This is a genomic window from Burkholderia sp. ABCPW 11, from assembly GCF_001523445.1.
In the GTDB taxonomy this organism is placed as follows: domain Bacteria; phylum Pseudomonadota; class Gammaproteobacteria; order Burkholderiales; family Burkholderiaceae; genus Burkholderia.
This window is the reverse complement of the sequence record NZ_LOVM01000037.1, coordinates 85,517-101,551: the sequence shown is the minus strand read 5'-3', so window position 1 is coordinate 101,551 and position 16,035 is coordinate 85,517. Positions and strand designations below refer to the sequence as shown.

At 68.3% G+C, this 16,035-nt stretch carries 16 protein-coding genes and 2 tRNA genes; 5 read left to right on the top strand and 13 right to left on the bottom strand.

The features are described from left to right. Positions 1-426 precede the first annotated feature (426 nt). On the top strand, positions 427-1,824 hold the full coding sequence (locus tag WS61_RS16825; RefSeq protein ID WP_059501638.1) for a sigma-54 dependent transcriptional regulator: 1,398 nt from the start codon (positions 427-429) through the stop codon (positions 1,822-1,824). Between the two features lie 42 nt (positions 1,825-1,866). Then, a complete protein-coding gene (locus WS61_RS16820) occupies positions 1,867-2,838 on the top strand; it encodes a thymidylate synthase (protein ID WP_059501636.1) in 972 nt (323 codons plus the stop codon). Positions 2,839-2,937: 99 nt separating this feature from the next. Here WS61_RS16820 and WS61_RS16815 read toward each other — a convergent pair whose 3' ends face one another. Next, positions 2,938-5,502, bottom strand: a complete 2,565-nt coding sequence (locus tag WS61_RS16815; protein ID WP_257127281.1) for a DUF6600 domain-containing protein — start codon at positions 5,500-5,502, stop codon at positions 2,938-2,940. Positions 5,503-5,652: 150 nt separating this feature from the next. After that, the gene (locus tag WS61_RS16810; protein WP_059501635.1) at positions 5,653-6,360 is read right to left on the bottom strand and encodes a helix-turn-helix transcriptional regulator; all 708 of its coding nucleotides are present in this window, start codon (positions 6,358-6,360) and stop codon (positions 5,653-5,655) included. Between the two features lie 187 nt (positions 6,361-6,547). Here WS61_RS16810 and WS61_RS35225 point away from each other — a divergent pair, with 187 nt between their 5' ends. Together WS61_RS35225 and WS61_RS16805 are read left to right on the top strand one after the other, a co-directional pair. Further along, positions 6,548-6,688, top strand: coding sequence for a hypothetical protein (locus WS61_RS35225; protein WP_179949338.1), 141 nt, complete (start codon positions 6,548-6,550; stop codon positions 6,686-6,688). 129 nt (positions 6,689-6,817) lie between these two features. After that, the gene (locus tag WS61_RS16805) at positions 6,818-7,330 is read left to right on the top strand and encodes an acyl-CoA thioesterase (protein WP_023475851.1); all 513 of its coding nucleotides are present in this window, start codon (positions 6,818-6,820) and stop codon (positions 7,328-7,330) included. Between the two features lie 46 nt (positions 7,331-7,376). Here WS61_RS16805 and fumC read toward each other — a convergent pair whose 3' ends face one another. The 3 genes from fumC to WS61_RS16790 all read right to left on the bottom strand — a co-directional run bounded on the left by fumC (position 7,377) and on the right by WS61_RS16790 (position 10,673). Next, positions 7,377-8,771, bottom strand: coding sequence for a class II fumarate hydratase (gene fumC / locus WS61_RS16800; RefSeq protein WP_059501633.1), 1,395 nt, complete (start codon positions 8,769-8,771; stop codon positions 7,377-7,379). Between the two features lie 156 nt (positions 8,772-8,927). Then, a complete protein-coding gene (norM, locus tag WS61_RS16795) occupies positions 8,928-10,316 on the bottom strand; it encodes a multidrug efflux MATE transporter NorM (RefSeq protein WP_059501630.1) in 1,389 nt (462 codons plus the stop codon). Positions 10,317-10,454: 138 nt separating this feature from the next. Further along, positions 10,455-10,673 carry an RNA-binding S4 domain-containing protein gene (locus WS61_RS16790; RefSeq protein WP_027783904.1) on the bottom strand — a complete coding sequence of 73 codons (219 nt, stop codon included), beginning with the start codon at positions 10,671-10,673 and terminating at the stop codon, positions 10,455-10,457. 267 nt (positions 10,674-10,940) lie between these two features. Here WS61_RS16790 and WS61_RS16785 point away from each other — a divergent pair, with 267 nt between their 5' ends. Further along, positions 10,941-11,342, top strand: coding sequence for a hypothetical protein (locus WS61_RS16785; protein WP_059501628.1), 402 nt, complete (start codon positions 10,941-10,943; stop codon positions 11,340-11,342). Positions 11,343-11,470: 128 nt separating this feature from the next. Here the strand turns inward: WS61_RS16785 and WS61_RS16780 are convergent, their stop codons facing one another. The 8 genes from WS61_RS16780 to fdxA form a co-directional block, all read right to left on the bottom strand. Further along, the gene (locus WS61_RS16780) at positions 11,471-12,247 is read right to left on the bottom strand and encodes a DUF4088 family protein (RefSeq protein ID WP_059501626.1); all 777 of its coding nucleotides are present in this window, start codon (positions 12,245-12,247) and stop codon (positions 11,471-11,473) included. A gap of 162 nt (positions 12,248-12,409) precedes the next feature. Continuing rightward, on the bottom strand, positions 12,410-12,748 hold the full coding sequence (locus WS61_RS16775) for an AzlD domain-containing protein (RefSeq protein WP_043181927.1): 339 nt from the start codon (positions 12,746-12,748) through the stop codon (positions 12,410-12,412). Continuing rightward, a complete protein-coding gene (locus tag WS61_RS16770) occupies positions 12,745-13,512 on the bottom strand; it encodes an AzlC family ABC transporter permease (RefSeq protein WP_059501623.1) in 768 nt (255 codons plus the stop codon). Before WS61_RS16770 ends, WS61_RS16775 begins: the two co-directional genes overlap by 4 nt. Positions 13,513-13,635: 123 nt before the next feature. Then, positions 13,636-14,550 (bottom strand): AraC family transcriptional regulator, encoded by a 915-nt coding sequence (locus tag WS61_RS16765; protein ID WP_059501621.1) that lies wholly within the window; start codon positions 14,548-14,550, stop codon positions 13,636-13,638. Positions 14,551-14,611: 61 nt separating this feature from the next. Continuing rightward, positions 14,612-15,097, bottom strand: a complete 486-nt coding sequence (locus WS61_RS16760) for a CreA family protein (protein WP_059501619.1) — start codon at positions 15,095-15,097, stop codon at positions 14,612-14,614. A 128-nt stretch (positions 15,098-15,225) separates the two neighbouring features. After that, positions 15,226-15,301, bottom strand: a tRNA-Asn gene (locus WS61_RS16755). A gap of 72 nt (positions 15,302-15,373) precedes the next feature. Next, positions 15,374-15,449 (bottom strand) — tRNA-Asn (locus WS61_RS16750). Positions 15,450-15,553: 104 nt separating this feature from the next. Then, a complete protein-coding gene (gene fdxA / locus WS61_RS16745) occupies positions 15,554-15,877 on the bottom strand; it encodes a ferredoxin FdxA (protein ID WP_009688972.1) in 324 nt (107 codons plus the stop codon). Positions 15,878-16,035: the final 158 nt, after the last annotated feature.

Sequence of the window (16,035 nt, the reverse complement as noted above, 5' to 3'; positions counted from 1 at the left end):
TCGCGCTCGAGCGTTGCGAACGGTGGCCGAAAACGCCTGAAAATGTTTCAGGCCTGAAACGATGGGGCTCGGGAATACTGCTGATTCAATCGACACGCTTCAAGGATGAAAATCGGCGCGTGTGTCGATGACGAAACCGTTCCTGCGCATGTGCTATGTGCAGAGGATTGATCTGCATCGACTCCCGAGCGATTCGGCCGTGTCGCCATTGGCAATGAAACGGATTTGTCGTATTCGGTGCCTATAACCGGGTTGTCTCGATCAAAAAATTACTGGACGCGAGACAAGCGCCATCATGCGAGGCTGTGTCGTTGCCGCGCATCGGCATGGCGAATCGAGCCACCTCTGGCTGACCCGATTCGATCCTTTTGCACGCAATCCGACGTGTGCAGCAATCGTTGGACGGTTGATGAACGGGGTGAGCATATGGGAGCCGATCAGCGGCACGTGGTCTACTATTCGCGCGAACCGAACGACGCGTTGCGCGGCCATTTCGACGAATGCGGCTGGCGCGTCGACTTGGCCGAGACCGTGCGCGATGTGCGGCGCGTCGTGCAGCACGGCGTGGCCACCGCCGGCCTGCTCGATTTCTCGCCGGGCTTCAAGCCGTCGGACCTGCGCGAACTCGAATCCTGCCTGAGCATCCAGCACATCGGCTGGATCGCGGCGACGCGGCGCGGCCAGTTGCAGGACGCGACGCTGCGCCATCTCATTCGCGACTATTGCTTCGACTACGTGACGATGCCGTACGAAACGGCGCGGATCGTCGAGACTGTCGGTCATGCGCACGGCATGGTCGCACTGACCGATCCCGTTTCGCCGCCCGTCGGCGCGGGGCGCAGCGAAGGCGAGATGGTCGGCACCTGCGATGCGATGCTCGGGCTCTTCAGGACGATCCGCCGTGTCGCGGCGACCGACGCACCGGTGTTCATCTCCGGCGAGTCGGGCACGGGCAAGGAATTGACGGCGGTCGCGATTCACGAGCGCTCGGCGCGCGCGCAGGCGCCGTTCATCGCGATCAATTGCGGTGCGATACCGTCGACGCTGCTGCAGGCCGAACTGTTCGGCTATGAACGCGGCGCGTTCACCGGCGCGAACCAGCGCAAGATCGGCCGCGTCGAGGCAGCCAACGGCGGCACGCTGTTTCTCGACGAGATCGGCGATCTGCCGCTCGAAAGCCAGGCCAGCTTGCTGCGCTTCCTGCAGGAAGGCAAGATCGAGCGGCTCGGCGCGCATGCGTCGATGCCGGTCGATGTACGCGTGATCTGCGCGACGCACGTGAACATGGAGGCGGCGCTGCGTGAAGGGCGCTTTCGCGAGGACCTGTTTCACCGGCTGTGCGTGCTGAAGATTGAGGAGCCGCCGCTGCGCGCGCGCGGCAAGGACATCGAGGTGCTCGCGCGCCACATGCTCGAGCGCTTCAAGGGCGATGCGCATCGGCGCCTGCGCGGTTTTTCCCCGGATGCGGTCGCGTCGCTGTACGGCTATTCGTGGCCCGGCAACGTGCGCGAGCTGATCAACCGTGTGCGCCGTGCGATCGTGATGTCCGAAGGCCGGATGATCACCGCCGCCGATCTCGAGCTGAACGACTATGCGACGCTCGCGCCGGTGTCGCTGCTGGAGGCGCGCGAGGCGGCCGAACGGCAGGCGATCGAGCAGGCGCTGCTGCGCCATCGCGGCCGTTTTGCGGATGCCGCGCGCGAGCTCGGCGTGTCGCGCGTCACGCTCTACCGGCTGATGTGTGCGCACGGCATGCGCGATCGTGGCGACACGCTGGCAGGGTTTTCGGCGCCGTTGCCGGAGCTTCCGCGCCACGCTTGTTAAAATCGGCGGGTACGGCCGCCTCTCGCGGCCGAAGGAACCCGCATGAAACAGTATCTCGATCTCGTTCGTACCATTCTCGATACCGGCGCCTGGCAGGAGAACCGCACGGGGATCCGTACCATCAGCATGCCGGGCGCGATGCTGCGCTTCGACCTGCAGCAAGGCTTTCCGGCCGTGACGACCAAGAAGCTGGCGTTCAAGTCGGCGATCGGCGAACTGGTCGGCTTCCTGCGTGCGTCGCGCAGCGCGGCCGATTTCCGCGCGCTCGGCTGCAAGGTGTGGGATGCGAACGCGAACGAGAACGCGCAGTGGCTCGCGAACCCGTATCGCCAGGGCGTCGACGATCTCGGCGACGTATACGGCGTGCAATGGCGCCAGTGGCCTGGCTACAAGGTGCTCGATGCGAGCGCCGACGCGCAGATCGCCGATGCGACACGCCGCGGCTTCCGGATCGTCACGCGTTTCGACGAGGATGGCGCGCCGAAGGTGCTGCTGTACAAGGCGATCGACCAGTTGCGCCAGTGCCTGGACACGATCATGGAGAACCCGTCCGATCGTCGTATCCTGTTTCACGCGTGGAATCCGGCCGTGCTCGACCAGATCGCGCTGCCCGCGTGCCATCTGCTGTACCAGTTCCTGCCGAACGCGACGAAGCGCGAGATCTCGCTGTGCTTGTACATCCGCAGCAACGACGTCGGTCTCGGCACGCCGTTCAACCTGACGGAAGGGGCCGCGCTGCTGTCGCTCGTCGGCCGGCTGACGGGCTACACGCCGCGCTGGTTCACGTATTTCATCGGCGACGCCCACATCTACGAGAACCAGCTCGACATGCTGCAGCAGCAGCTCACGCGCGAGCCGTACGAAAGCCCGCGGCTCGAGATCGCCGAGCGCGTGCCCGAGTACGCGAAAACGGGCGTCTATGCGCCCGAATGGCTGGAGCAGGTCGAGCCGTCCGATTTCTCGCTCGTCGGCTATCGCCACCACGAGCCGCTGACCGCACCGATGGCGGTCTGATCGCGCGGGCGAGCCCGCACGGTTTCATCGATCCGTACCCTGCAAAAAGGCTCGACCGGTATTAGCCGGTCGAGCCTTTTTGTTTCATCTTTGCTGCACTTACTGGCGATGCCGCTCGTCGTGGCCGCCCTGCGGCGGCGGATTGCCCGGATGCGGCGCCTCGACGTGCGGCGCCGGCTGCGGCCGCGGTTCCATCCGGGGAGCAGGCATCGACGGGCGCGGTTCCATGCGGGGCGCCGGCTGCGGTCGCGGCTCCATGTGCGGCGCCTGCGGCTGCGGACGCGGCACGTCGTGCACCGCGGGCGCGGGCGGACGGTACTCGTTCACGCGCGGCGGCGCGACCTCGCGATGCGGCGCCGGTTGAGCGAAGTCCGGGCGTGGTTGCGGCGCGGGGGCGGCCCGTTCCGGTTGCGGCTGCGCATGCCGGGCCGGCGTCTGGAAATCAGGGTGCGGACGCGGTTGCTGAATCTGCGCGGTATTGTCGACCCGCGGTTGCGGCCGCGCGCGCGGCGCTTCGTTGCGGCCGCCGGGCTGTACGCCTTGCGGCGCCGGCACGCCGTTCGGATGCGGCACCGCGGCGCTGCGCACGGGGGGCAGCGCATTCTCTCCTGCCGCATGCAGTGCGGTGGGTGAATCGGGGCGTTGACGCGCCATCGGCGTGTGCGGCTGCATCCACACGGGGGACGGCGCGTTCGCCGCGTGCGCGTTGCCGGTCCCTGCCGGAGCGTTGTTCGCGCCCGGTGGATGCGGGACGCCGTTGCCGGGCGCGAACGCCTGATGCGGCATCGGGTTGCCGGGTGCCGGCAGCGTGCCGCCGTTGGCGAATCGCGGTGCGTTGGGGCTTTCGCCGTTCGGCGGCCGCGCGACATTCGACATGCCCGGCGTCGGCGCGCCAGGCCGCGCGGCCTGCTCGCCGGCCGGCGGGCCTTCGCGCGACGCACGGGGCGGCTGCACGACGGGGCCGTGCGGATTCACGAGCTGCACGTTGTGCATCGCCCATGCGCCGCCGCCCTGCGACTGACCCGGAACGCGGACCGGGCGAGCCGTATAGTCGGCTGGCACGTTCGTCTTCACGACGGGCGCGCCGGCGCCCGGTACGCGCCCGCCTTGCTGCGCGAGGTGGGCGGCGGCCTGGTCGCGATACGCGGGCGGCACGGCCGGATTGCGCGTCGCGACGTACGGGTGCTGCGCGATCGCCGCCGGCGGGCGGTAGCTGGCATTGCGCAGCCCGCCGGTGAAGCTCTGGCGCACCGGCGCGATGCCGGGCGTGCCCGGCGTGACGTGCGCGTTGCGCCATTGCTGCGGATCGACGTGCTGCGAGAAATGCGCGACCGGCTGGCCGTGCACGAACGCGGTGGCCGGCACGGCCGTGATCGCGTGCGGTGCACGGAAGTTCACATATGTCTTGTTGATGTTGGTGATATTGGTGATGTTCGTCACGTTCACGGTCTTGTTCACGTTGACGTTGTTCACCACGATGTTGCGGTTGACGCGGTCGTAGTAGTGCGGGCTCCAGCCGCCCCAGCCCGGATGCCACGGTTCGCCGGGGCCGAGCGCGAACCATGCGCAACCGGCCGCGGCGACGCCGCCGACCGTGAGCGCAACGCTCCAGTCGGAACCGCCGCCGCCACCGCCGCCCACGAACGCGACGAGCGCCGGCGCATAGGCGGGCGGCTGGCTGACGACCATCGGGCCGGGCACCCATGCCCAGTTGTCGTCCACGTACGCCCAGCGGCCGTAGTGATACGGCGCGAAGCCCCACGGCGCGTCGTCGACCCAGGTCCAGCCCCACGGCGCCTGCCAGATCCAGTGGCCGTCGTGATACGGCGCCCAATCGGCCGGCGTGTCGTTCGGCACCCATACCGCGCCGTAATTCGGGGTTTCGCGCCACGTGCCGTTCGCGTCGAGATCCTGGTAGCCGGGAATGTCGCGGGACACGTAGCGGGCGGACACCGAGCGCGTTTCGGCCGCGTCGCGGCTGGCGGCCCACTGGTCGAGCGCGTCGGGGCCGGGTGCACCCGATTGCTGCGCGACCTGCAGGTCGGTGCCGGTGAACACCACCTGCTGCCCCGGCGACAGCGGATACTGCCCGTTGCTGCCGTACACGGTTGCGCTCCCGCTACGTACCGTCACCGTCGTGCTCGCGCCGTTCGGCGCCACATCGACGCGATAGTCGCCGGGGCCGGCGATGCCGAGCGCGAGGTTCGGCGTGTCGATTTCGTACGATCCGCCGGCCGGCAAGTCGCGCACGTGTGTCGACACGGTGCCGAGCCCTACCTTCAATTGCGTCGTCGTGTCGTCGAGGTTCAGCACCGACAGGCTCGTCGATTCGCCGAGCCGCACCGCGGTCGAGCCGATGTGCAGTTCCGAGCGCGCGCCGGCATCGTTCCAGAGCTGATCGCCGGTCGTCAGCGGCCGGTTCACCGCCGCATACGACCACGTATCGGTGCCGGCCGGTTCGGTCGTCACGGCACCCGACAGGTAATTGAGCCGCGCGACGCGGCCGGGCGGATCGCCGGCCGGTTGCCGTGCCGCGGCGACATTCGGCGGCGCATCGGCCGATTGCGCGAAGGCGGGCGGCAGCGTCGCCAGCGCGACGAACGCGAGCAGCGTGTAGCGGGCGGTGCGCTTGAGCGTGAAGAGGGAGGCCATGGTGAGCGTCATCGTTGTGATCGCGGCGCGTCGATTCGTGCCGTCCAGTTCACGATATCCGCTTGGCCTGTTTCAAGGCACGGTGTTTTGTAAGTCGAATGGCACGCGATGTAACAAAACCTGTCCATCGCGCGCTGTTGTCGTGCGGCTGCAATGCCGGCGTCAAGCGGACGTAAGCCACGCGTCGAAAACCTGCTGTCCGGGAACCGTGACGCGCAGCACGCGCGGTCGGGCAGCGCGCTCGATCCAGCCGTGCGCGCAGAAGCTTTCGAGCAGTGCCGCGCCGAGCGCGCCGCCGAGATGCGAGCGCCGCTCGCTCCAGTCGAGGCAGCCGCACGCGAAGCGTCGCCGGCGCGTGCGTTGCTGCGCGACGTCGATGCCCCATTGCGCGAGCGCCTGCGTGCCGAGCTCGGTGGTCTCGATCGCGTCGCCGTTCGCGAACAGCCAGCGGCGCGCGGTGAGGCCGTCGAAGATCCGTACCGCGAGCTCGCCGGCCATGTGGTCGTAGCAGGTGCGTGCATAGCGCAGTTCGGCCGGGACCGTGCGCGACGGCGGCGGGACCGGGCGATGCGGCGCGGCCGCGCGGGCGACGTTCGCCAGCGCTTCGAGCGAGGCCGCGATGTCGGCCGACGCAATGCGGTAGTAACGATGCCGGCCGCGCACGTCGAGGGCCAGCAGGCCGCCCTCGGTCAAGCGCGCGAGGTGCGCGCTGGCCGCGGACGGCGACAGCCCCGCGATCATCGTCAGTTCGCCGGCCGGTCGCGCGCTGCCGTCCATCAGCACCCATAGCATCGCGGCGCGGCCGGGATCGGCGATCAGCGCGCCGATGCGGCTCAGGCCCGGAAAATGGTGGTCGTCTTGATCGGTCATCGTCGTGTCTCGTCGAGCGGGATGAAGGCAGTGTAGTCCGTGCGCGCATTCGACGTTTCGCTTTCGGATGAAATGTCGGATGCAGCGACGGTGCCGCTGCGCGGCCCGGCCTGCAGCCCGTTGCAGGGCACGCGTAGAATGGCCGGACGCGGCGGCAGCGGGCCGCCGCATGAGACGCGATGCAACGATGAAGACGATTTTCTGTGTGTTGGCGGCGGCGCTCGTGTGCGCCGCCTGTGCACCCGGCGGCACCGGCGCGACCGGCGAGCGCGGCGGCAGTATCGAGATGTACGGAACGATCGACCAGGGCGTCACGGTACGCCGCTGAGCGGCGCTGGTCCGGCACGAGCCGGCATGGTCGCCGCAGCCCCGCCACGCGGGGCTTGCCGCGCCGCGTTGCCGCAGTGCAACGTATAATGGCCCGATGACGGCGCCCCTGCCGCCTGGAGCCAGAACAATGCCTCAACCGTCCCCCGTGCCGGCTGCCCTCGACCGCACCGAAACCGTATTCCGCTTCCTTGCCGAGCCTTCGTCCGTGAACTTCGGCGGCAAGGTGCACGGCGGCGCGCTGATGAAGTGGATCGACGAAGTCGCGTATGCGTGCGCGGCCGTCTGGTCGAGCCGCTATTGCGTGACGGTCAGCGTCGGCAACATCCGTTTCCAGCGTCCGATCCTGGTCGGCAATCTGGTCGAGCTGAAGGCGCGCGTCGTCGCGACGGGCCGTACCAGCATGCACATCCATGTGTCGGTGCACGCCGGCGATCCGAAGGGCGGCGTGCTGCGTCAGACGACCGATTGCCTCGTCGTGTTCGTCGCGGTCGACGAGAACGGCAACCCGGTGCCGGTGCCGCCGTTCGTGCCCGAAACCGACGAGCAGCGGGTGCTGGCGAAATACGCGGCCGACGTGCGGGCCGCGCTCGACAAGATCGTCGAGATGAAGCCGGAAGAAGTCGCGAAGGGCACCGTCTGAGTGCCGCGGGCGCCGCACCTTCCGCGCCGCGCCCGCCGTCCTGCCGTTACCGCGTGCCGATCATCTGCTCGGGGCGCACCCATGCATCGAATTCCGCCTCGGTCAGGTAGCCGAGCGCGAGCGCGGCCGCCTTCAGCGTCGTGCCTTCCTTGTGCGCCTTCTTCGCGATCTGTGCGGACTTGTCGTAGCCGATGTGCGGATTGAGCGCCGTCACGAGCATCAGCGATTCGTTCAGCAACAGGTCGATCCGCGCGCGGTTCGGCTCGATGCCCACCGCACAGTGATCGTTGAAGCTCTGCGCGCCGTCGGCGAGGAGCCGCACCGACTGCAGCACGTTGTGCGCGATCATCGGCCGGAACACGTTCAACTCGAAATTGCCGCTCGCGCCGCCGACGTTGACCGCGACGTCGTTGCCGAACACCTGGCAGCACAGCATCGTCACGGCTTCCGACTGCGTCGGGTTCACCTTGCCCGGCATGATCGAACTGCCCGGCTCGTTTTCCGGAATCGACAGCTCGCCGAGCCCGCAGCGCGGGCCGCTCGCGAGCCAGCGCACGTCGTTCGCGATCTTCATCAGGCTGGCTGCCACCGTCTTCAGCGCGCCGTGCGCGAAGACCAGCGCGTCGGCGGCGGCCATCACCTCGAACTTGCTCGGCGCGGTCACGAACGGCAGCTTCGTCAGCCGGCCGATCTCGTCGGCCACGCGCACCGCGAACTCCGGATGCGCGTTCAGCCCCGTGCCGACCGCGGTGCCGCCGAGCGCGAGCTCGTACAGGTGCGGCAGCGACGATTCGACGTGACGGATGCCGTGGTCGAGCTGCGCGACATAACCGGAGAACTCCTGGCCGAGCGTGAGCGGCGTGGCGTCCTGCAGGTGCGTGCGGCCGATCTTCACGATGTCGGCGAACGCCTTCGACTTCGCGTCGAGCGTCGCGCGCAGCGTGCGCAGCGCCGGCAGCAGGTGATTGACGATCGCGTACGCTGCCGCGACGTGCATCGCGGTCGGGAACACGTCGTTCGACGACTGGCCGCGGTTCACGTCGTCGTTCGGATGAACCTTGCGCGCTTCGCCGCGCTCGCCGCCCATCAGCTCGCTCGCGCGGTTCGCGATCACCTCGTTGAGGTTCATGTTGGTCTGCGTGCCGGAGCCCGTCTGCCACACCGCGAGCGGGAACTCGCGCGGATGCCGGCCGGCGATGATCTCGTCGGCGGCTTCGATGATCGCGCGCGCCTTGTCGTCGGCGAGTACGCCGAGCGACTGGTTGACGGCCGCCGCGGCACGCTTGACGATCGCGAGCGCGTGGATCAGCTCGGGCGACTGCTTCTCCGTCGAAATCCGGAAATTCTGCAGCGAGCGCTCGGTCTGCGCGCCCCAGAGCCGGTCGGCGGGCACGGCGATCTCGCCGAACGTGTCGCGTTCCATCCGAACTGCTTCGTTCATGATGCACTCCTCCAGGAAAGGGGAAAGGCCGCGCGTCGTCGCGCGGCGTCAGGCGTAATCAGACGTATCGTGAGGCAGTCGCGCCGCTGGCGCGGCGTCTCGAGGGGTTCCGATCGACAAGCATAGCGCCGGCTGCGATTTTGCGTCGTGTCGCGCCTAGCGGGCCGTCACGATGAGCGACGTGGTCTTGCGGTGAAAGCGCCATGCCATCAGCGCGGCGACACTCGCGAGCCCGGCCGCGAGCCCCCACCACAGGCCGCGCGCGCCCATGCCCGCGTGGAATGCGAACCAGTAGCCGGTCGGGAAGCCGATGCCCCAGTAGCCGAAGGTCGCGGCGAGCATCGGGATGCGCGTGTCCTTCAGGCCGCGCAGCGCCCCCGATGCGACGGTCTGCATGCCGTCGACGATCTGGAATACCGCGGCGATGCCGAGCAGCGACGCGGCGAGCGACACCGTGGCCGCGTTGGCCGGGTCGTCGAGGTGCAGGTACAGGCCGACGATCGTATGCGGCGCGACGATCATCACGAGGCCCGACAGCGACATGAAGCCGACGCCGAGCGCGAGCGCGACGAAGCCCGCGTGCCGTGCGGCGACGGGCGAGCCCGCGCCGATCCAGTAGCCGACGCGGACGTTGGCCGCCTGGCCGATCGCGAGCGGCACCATGAACGACACCGACGCGACATTCAGCGCGATCTGGTGCGCGGCGAGCGACGTCGCGCCCAGCACGCCGACCGTGAGGCCGGTGGCGAGGAACAGCATCGATTCGACCCCGTACGTGATCGCGACCGGCCAGCCGATGCCGATCAACTCGCCCATCACGGGCAGCTTCGGGCGCGCCGCGGTCACGAAATGGCGGAAGCGCTGCCGGCCGTGCAGCAGCCAGATCAGCGCGAGCGCGGTGAGCCAGATCGTGATCGTCGTCGCGACGGCCGAACCGAGAAAGCCGAGGCGCGGCAACCCGAAGGCGCCGTGGATCAGCCCGTAGTTCAGCACGCCGTTGACGCCGACGCCGCCGATCGACACCCACAAGAGCCGCCGCGCGGCACCGATCGCCGGCAGGAACGCGCGCATCAGCCCGACGCCGATCAGGCTGCCGAGCGCCGCGAAGCGCAGGATGCCCGTGTATTCGCCGACATGATGCGCGAGCAGCGGCGGCTCGTGGAACATCAGCAGGATCGGTTCGGCAAGCGACAGCGCGACGATGGCCGGAATCGCGAGCAGCACGGACAGCGCGAAGCCTGTCCAGTAGATGTGCGGCACGCGATCCTCGGCCTGGGCGCCGCGCGCATGCGCGACGCTCACGCTGACCGACGACAGCACGCCTTGCAGGATCGTCACGATGACGAAGAAGAAGTTCGCGCCGAGCCCGCCCGCCGCGAGCGAATCGGGGCCGAGCGAACCGAGCAGCACCGTGTCGGTGACGCTCATCGCCATCTGGGAAAGTTGCGCGATCGCGAGCGGCGCGGCGAGGCGCGCGGTATCGGCGGCATGACTGGACAGGGACGGCGGCGCGGCGGCCGTCCTCGTAAGACCGGAATGCGACATGGAATGGGCGCTCGCGCGGGTGCGGGCCCGCGCTATATGTATTTATTTTGAGAGACGGCTAGCTTACGGCTTTATTCGTACCGTGTCGAACGCGCGCGCCGATGGCCATGTCGCGGGCAGGGGGAACCCGCGCGGGCGCTAGGCCTCGCGCACCGCGATGCGCGTGTCGCCGAGCAGCACGACCTGGCCCGCGCGGATCTTGCAGGTCTTGCGAAGCTCGATCGCGCCGTCGACTTTCACGGCGCCGGACGCGACGATCAGCTTCGCGGTGCCGCCGCTGTCCGCGAGGCCGGTGATCTTGAGAAGGTTGTGCAGCTCGACGTATTCGCCGGTCAGCGTGAAATCCAGATTGGGCATGACGAGGAAGGTGCGCGACGCGCGGGAGGAAACGCTCCGCATCATACGGCACCGCGCGCCCGCACGCGAGCGCGGGCGGCCGCCGGCGGATGTAAAGGACTGTGAGCGATTCGTCAGCAAATGAAACGGTGGGTAACAGTCTGAGAGATTCGCGAACCGGCCGCGCGGGCGGCCGGTCTTCTGTCGTACCTGCTGCGCGTTGCGGCGGGGAACGCGCCGGACCGCTTCGCTGCGGCCCGGGCGCACAACTTCTTGAGGAGAATTGCCATGTCCAAGATTCGTACGATGCTGATCGGTGCCGCGCTGACGGCGTTCGCCACTTCGGCCGCATTCGCCCAGACGGGCACGACGGCGCAAGGCGCGGCCGGTGCCGGCGTGCAGGCGCAGACGCCGGCGGCAGGTGTCGGTGCGGGCGCGCAGGGCGGTGCCGGCGCGAACATGTCGGGCAATGCGACGGGCGGTGCGACCGATGCAGTCGGCGCGGCGGCCGATGGCGCGAAGGATACGACGTCGTCGGCCGTCCATTCGGCCAAGAAGCACACGAAGCATGCGGCGAAGTCGGCCAAGGGCCATGCGGGCTCGGCCAAGGCGAAGGCCGACGAGGCGACCGAAGGCGGCGCATCGGTCGGCGCGCAGGGCGGTGCATCGGCCCAGGGCGCCACGCAGTAAGCGTGCGCGACGCCGTCGCGACGCTTGCCTGGAACGGCGCGGCGCGACGGCAATCGTCAGGCGGCCCGGTTCGCTTCGCGCGACCGGGCCGTTTTCGTGGGGTGATGCGTTGCGCGGGACGAGCGCGCTCAGGGCCGGCGCTGGCCTTGCCCCTGTCCCTGGGCCGGCCGTACGGCGGCCGGCGTGAACACGCTGCGAAGCCACGCGGCCAGGCGCGCGAAGACGTCGTACGGTTCCTCGACGAAGATCTCCGGCTTCAGCAGCCGCAGGTATTCCATGATCTGCTGCGCTTCCTGCTTCTGGAACGAGCCGTGCGCGAGCCCGAGCCGCAGCAGCCCGCGCAGTTCGCCGAGCTTGTCGCGCGCGGTGCTGCCGACGCTCATCTCGCACGCGAGCTTGGCCTCGTAGATCCGCTGCCGCAGCGATTCCGCGAGCCGCCACGCAGGCGTCTGCATCTGTTCCTCGAGCGTCTGGATGTCCTGCGCCGCGCTCTTGATCTGCGACGCGAGCGGGTCGATCAGCGACGCGTCGCCCTGCGCTTCGGCGACGATCGCCTTCGCCCAGTCGCGGCATGCCTTCGCGAGTTCGTCGGGCGTCCATTCGGAGCGCGACGCGAAGCCGAAGCCGAATTCGCTTGCCTGCCGCATCAGGATCGCGACGACGTCCGGAAATTCCTTGTCGAGCGTGCGCTTGGCCCACGCGTACTGGCCGCCCTGCAGCATCCGCTGCACGGCGTGCTCGGTCAGCGGCACCATGTTGTCGAGCAGCTTGGCGCGCAGGAAATCCTCGAACGACGGCGTCGCGAATTGCGGGTCGAGTTTCAGCGACACGCGGACGAACGCATCGTAGTCCTTGCGCAGGGACTCGAGCGTGTCGTCCTTGAGGGAAAGGGTGATCTGGCCCATGAATCGTCTCGATGGCGGCCCGCGCAAGCCGGCGCCGGCGCGGTGCACCGGGGAAGGGGCACGGCGTCGACTGACCGATGCGCGCCGGGGCCGGTGGCGGGTCTTCATCTCCTATATCGGCGCACCGGGCGGAAACTTGAGCGTGCGCGACGGAGCCTGCGCTCAGGCGGGCAGCCAGTGCGGCAGTACGACCCCTTGCCACAGGAAGAACACCGCGAGCCCGGCGGCGATCGTCACGAGCGGGCGGCGGGTCGCGGCCGATACGAGCACGGCCGCGAGCGCGCCGACGAGCTGCGGGTTTCGCCAGGTCAGCTCGGCCGTGCCGCCGTGCGGCGAGACGGTCATCGGCACGATGATCGCGGTCAGTACGGTGACCGGCACGAAGCCGAGCGCGGTCCGCACGAGCGGCGGGAACGTCAGCCGCTCGCCGAACAGGAACAGCGTCGAACGGATCGCATACGTGATGACGGCCATCCCGAGGATCAGCAGCGCGTAACTCACGACGCAGCCTCCGGGCGGGAGCCGGCGCGCGTGCGATCGTGCAGCAGCGTGAGCACGACGCCGATCGCGACGCCGGCGGCGACCGCGCCGAGCAGCCCGAGCTTGTACGGCCAGCCCTGCCAGAAGTACGCGAGCGTGCCGGCCGTGGCGGCCGCCGCGAAGTAGCGCAGCGTGCCGAGCTGCGGGACGACGATCGCGATGAAGGTCGCCGCCATCGCGAAATCGAGGCCGAGCGACTGCAGGCCCGGGAATGCCGTGCCGAAGCCGATGCCCGCGAGCGTCCAGACCTGCCAGTTCAGGTACATCGCGAGCCCGGAGCCGAAAAAGTAGTGGGGGCCGATCGTACCGGGCGGGTAGTGCCGGTAGTGTCCGTAGGCGACCGCGAACACCTCGTCGGTCATCAACGCGCCAAGCGTCGCGCGCCAGCGCAGCGGCAGGTGTGCGACATAGGGCGCGAGCGTCGCGCTGTACAGCAGGTGGCGCAGGTTCACGATCAGCGTCGTGGCGAGCACGACGGCGAAACCCGCGCTGCCGGCGATCAGGCCGAGCGCGATGAACTGCGCGGAGCCCGCGAACACTGCGAGCGACATCAGCGCGCCGTGCCATGCGGCGAGCGGGCCGCCGCCGACGAGCGTGCCGAAAATCACGCCGAACGGTGCCGCGCCGATCATCATCGGAATCGTGTCGCGTGCGCCGTCGAGCCATTCGTTGAGCGGGCGGCGCGGGGGCGATACGGGTGTCTTGTTCAAGAAGCGCTCCTCCATGAGGGGGAGGATAGCGTGCCGGTGGCGAGCCGGCTTGTATGTTCTTGCGCTCGCCGGAGCGGTGCCGGTTCGCGTGCCGGCCGGCGCGGGTCGCGGCGCGGCCGACGGCTGCGGGAAGCCGCGTCAGCTTGCCTGCCAGCGCCCGGGCGGCACGCCGAACATCCGTTTGAAATGCCGCGTGAAATGGCTTTGGTCGACGAAGCCGCTGGCCGCCGCGACATCGGCGACGGGGATGCCCGCGCGCAGCGGCGCCAGCGCCCGCTGCAGCCGCAGCTGATTGCGCCACGCATGCGGCGGCATGCCGACCGTACGGGTGAACAGGCGCGCCGCGTGAAACGGCGACAGGCCGGCCGCCTGCGCGACATCGTCGAGCGTCACCGTGCACGTCAGATCGGCGGCGAGCCGCTCGCGCATCGCGTCGACGCGCGGTTCGTCGGCCGCGAGCGGCGCCGGCTGCGGCCGCACGACGGCGTGGCGCGCGATCAGCGTCGACAGCGCGTCGAGCATCGCGGTTTCGGCGGCGAGCGGATCGTAGATGCGCGGCGCGCCGGTGGCCGGACCGCCGGCCGCCGGCGCGTCGGCCGACTGCACGGGCGCATGCGACGACAGCGCTTGCTCGCTACCGGCTTCCAGCATCCGGTGCGCGAGCGTGAGCCGGGCCGCGAGATCGGCGTCGCGGATCACGTCGGGCGCAAACCACGGCGCATCTTGCGGGCGGCCCGCGATCGAACTGGCGAGTTCGCGGATGAATTCGACCGGCATGTAGCTGACGCGATAGCACCAGCCCTCGTCGGCGGCACGCGACCCCGTATGGACTTCGCCGGGATTGATCACGGGCACGGTGCCCGTTTCGGCGACATGGCCGGTGCCGCGATAGGTGAAGCGTTCCGCGCCTTCGAGAATCACGGGGATCGTGTATGCGTCGTGCCAGTGAGGCGCGAACGCGTGATCGCGATAGGTGGCCGTGAGGAGATCCGCGTCCGGCACGAGCGGCGTGCGCCAGTAGCGTGCGGAATCGGGAAGGCGGGTGGCGGACATGAGCGGGCGCGGGAGCGGTCGAACCGACAGTGTATCGCTCGCGCGCCCGGCGGGAGCGGGCTTACTTGACCGGAATCGTCGTGCCGGCCGGCATCGGCACCGCGGTGACGGCGTTCTTCGGGCTGCCGCTGACGATGCGGTCGCTGTAGGTCAGGTAGACGATCGTGTTGCGTTTCTTGTCGACCACGCGCACGACGTGCAGCGTCTTGAAGATGAACGACATGCGTTCGCTGAACACGTCGGTCTGCTGCTTGAGCGGTTCCTTGAAGCTGATCGGGCCGACCTGCCGGCACGCGATCGATGCCTCGCTCGGATCCTCGGCCACGCCGAGCGTGCCCTTGATCCCGCCGGTGCGGGCGCGCGACACGTAGCAGGTCACGCCGTTCACGACCGGATCGTCATAGGCCTCGACGACCACGCGATCGGAGCCCGTGACGCGGAAATGGGTATTGACGCTGCCGACTTCCTCCGCCTGCGCGAACGGCGCTGCAGCGAACGCGGAGAGCAGGAGGGCGAGAGGGGCGGAGAGCAGTAGGCGATGCTTCATCGACGGAACCGGATGCGAATGCGGGACAGAGACTCTAGCATGCGCGTGATCGGGCCACGAAAAGCGGAAGGGCGGAACGGCGGCCGGAAAAAACAAAAGGCCCGTCGAATGACGGGCCTTTCGCTATTTGGCTCCCCGACCTGGGCTCGAACCAGGGACCTACGGATTAACAGTCCGGCGCTCTACCGACTGAGCTATCGGGGAATAAATCGGTACATCTGCGTGTTGCTTCGTTCAACAAAAAACCCGTCCACTTTCAACGGGCCTTTCGCTATTTGGCTCCCCGACCTGGGCTCGAACCAGGGACCTACGGATTAACAGTCCGGCGCTCTACCGACTGAGCTATCGGGGAACAAACAACAACAGCAGAGAAACGAGATTGTATGGAGTGTTCGCTAACCTGTCAATACTTTGGAGCCGCAGCGAATAAAATTTTTTTCAGTCGCCGTCGTGCGATCAGCGTTCGAGCAGGTGCAGCTTGTCCTGCACGTCCTTCCACTCGTCCGCATCGGCGGGCGCCGGCTTGGTCTTCGTGATCGACGGCCAGTTCTTCGCCAGCTCCGCGTTCAGCGCGGTGAACTGCTGCTGGTCGCCCGGAACGTCTTCTTCGGCATAGATCGCATTGGTCGGGCATTCTGCGACGCACACGGCGCAGTCGATGCACTCGTCCGGATCGATGGCGAGAAAGTTGGGACCTTCACGGAAGCAATCCACCGGGCACACATCCACGCAATCCGTGTATTTGCACTTGATGCAGCCTTCGGTCACAACGTGAGTCATTAAAACGCTCCTGCTTGGCGGTATATATGGGGTGGCGTTTGCGCCAAAAGCGGCATTGTAACTGAAGCGCAAAACCCGCATGGCGTGGTCGGCTATCCGGCTTATATCGTTTCGTGATTAGTTTATGGTGGGCGCAAGACGGACACAACCGCGCGCCG

Bases quoted from the DNA above. Each gene is read 5' to 3' on its own strand.
- WS61_RS16825 (WP_059501638.1), top strand. From the start codon at position 427: ATGGGAGCCGATCAGCGGCACGTGGTCTACTATTCGCGCGAACCGAAC.
- WS61_RS16820 (WP_059501636.1), top strand. From the start codon at position 1,867: ATGAAACAGTATCTCGATCTCGTTCGTACCATTCTCGATACCGGCGCC.
- WS61_RS16815 (WP_257127281.1), bottom strand. From the start codon at position 5,502: ATGACGCTCACCATGGCCTCCCTCTTCACGCTCAAGCGCACCGCCCGC.
- WS61_RS16810 (WP_059501635.1), bottom strand. From the start codon at position 6,360: ATGACCGATCAAGACGACCACCATTTTCCGGGCCTGAGCCGCATCGGC.
- WS61_RS35225 (WP_179949338.1), top strand. From the start codon at position 6,548: ATGAAGACGATTTTCTGTGTGTTGGCGGCGGCGCTCGTGTGCGCCGCC.
- WS61_RS16805 (WP_023475851.1), top strand. From the start codon at position 6,818: ATGCCTCAACCGTCCCCCGTGCCGGCTGCCCTCGACCGCACCGAAACC.
- fumC (WP_059501633.1), bottom strand. From the start codon at position 8,771: ATGAACGAAGCAGTTCGGATGGAACGCGACACGTTCGGCGAGATCGCC.
- norM (WP_059501630.1), bottom strand. From the start codon at position 10,316: ATGTCGCATTCCGGTCTTACGAGGACGGCCGCCGCGCCGCCGTCCCTG.
- WS61_RS16790 (WP_027783904.1), bottom strand. From the start codon at position 10,673: ATGCCCAATCTGGATTTCACGCTGACCGGCGAATACGTCGAGCTGCAC.
- WS61_RS16785 (WP_059501628.1), top strand. From the start codon at position 10,941: ATGTCCAAGATTCGTACGATGCTGATCGGTGCCGCGCTGACGGCGTTC.
- WS61_RS16780 (WP_059501626.1), bottom strand. From the start codon at position 12,247: ATGGGCCAGATCACCCTTTCCCTCAAGGACGACACGCTCGAGTCCCTG.
- WS61_RS16770 (WP_059501623.1), bottom strand. From the start codon at position 13,512: ATGGAGGAGCGCTTCTTGAACAAGACACCCGTATCGCCCCCGCGCCGC.
- WS61_RS16765 (WP_059501621.1), bottom strand. From the start codon at position 14,550: ATGTCCGCCACCCGCCTTCCCGATTCCGCACGCTACTGGCGCACGCCG.
- WS61_RS16760 (WP_059501619.1), bottom strand. From the start codon at position 15,097: ATGAAGCATCGCCTACTGCTCTCCGCCCCTCTCGCCCTCCTGCTCTCC.
- fdxA (WP_009688972.1), bottom strand. From the start codon at position 15,877: ATGACTCACGTTGTGACCGAAGGCTGCATCAAGTGCAAATACACGGAT.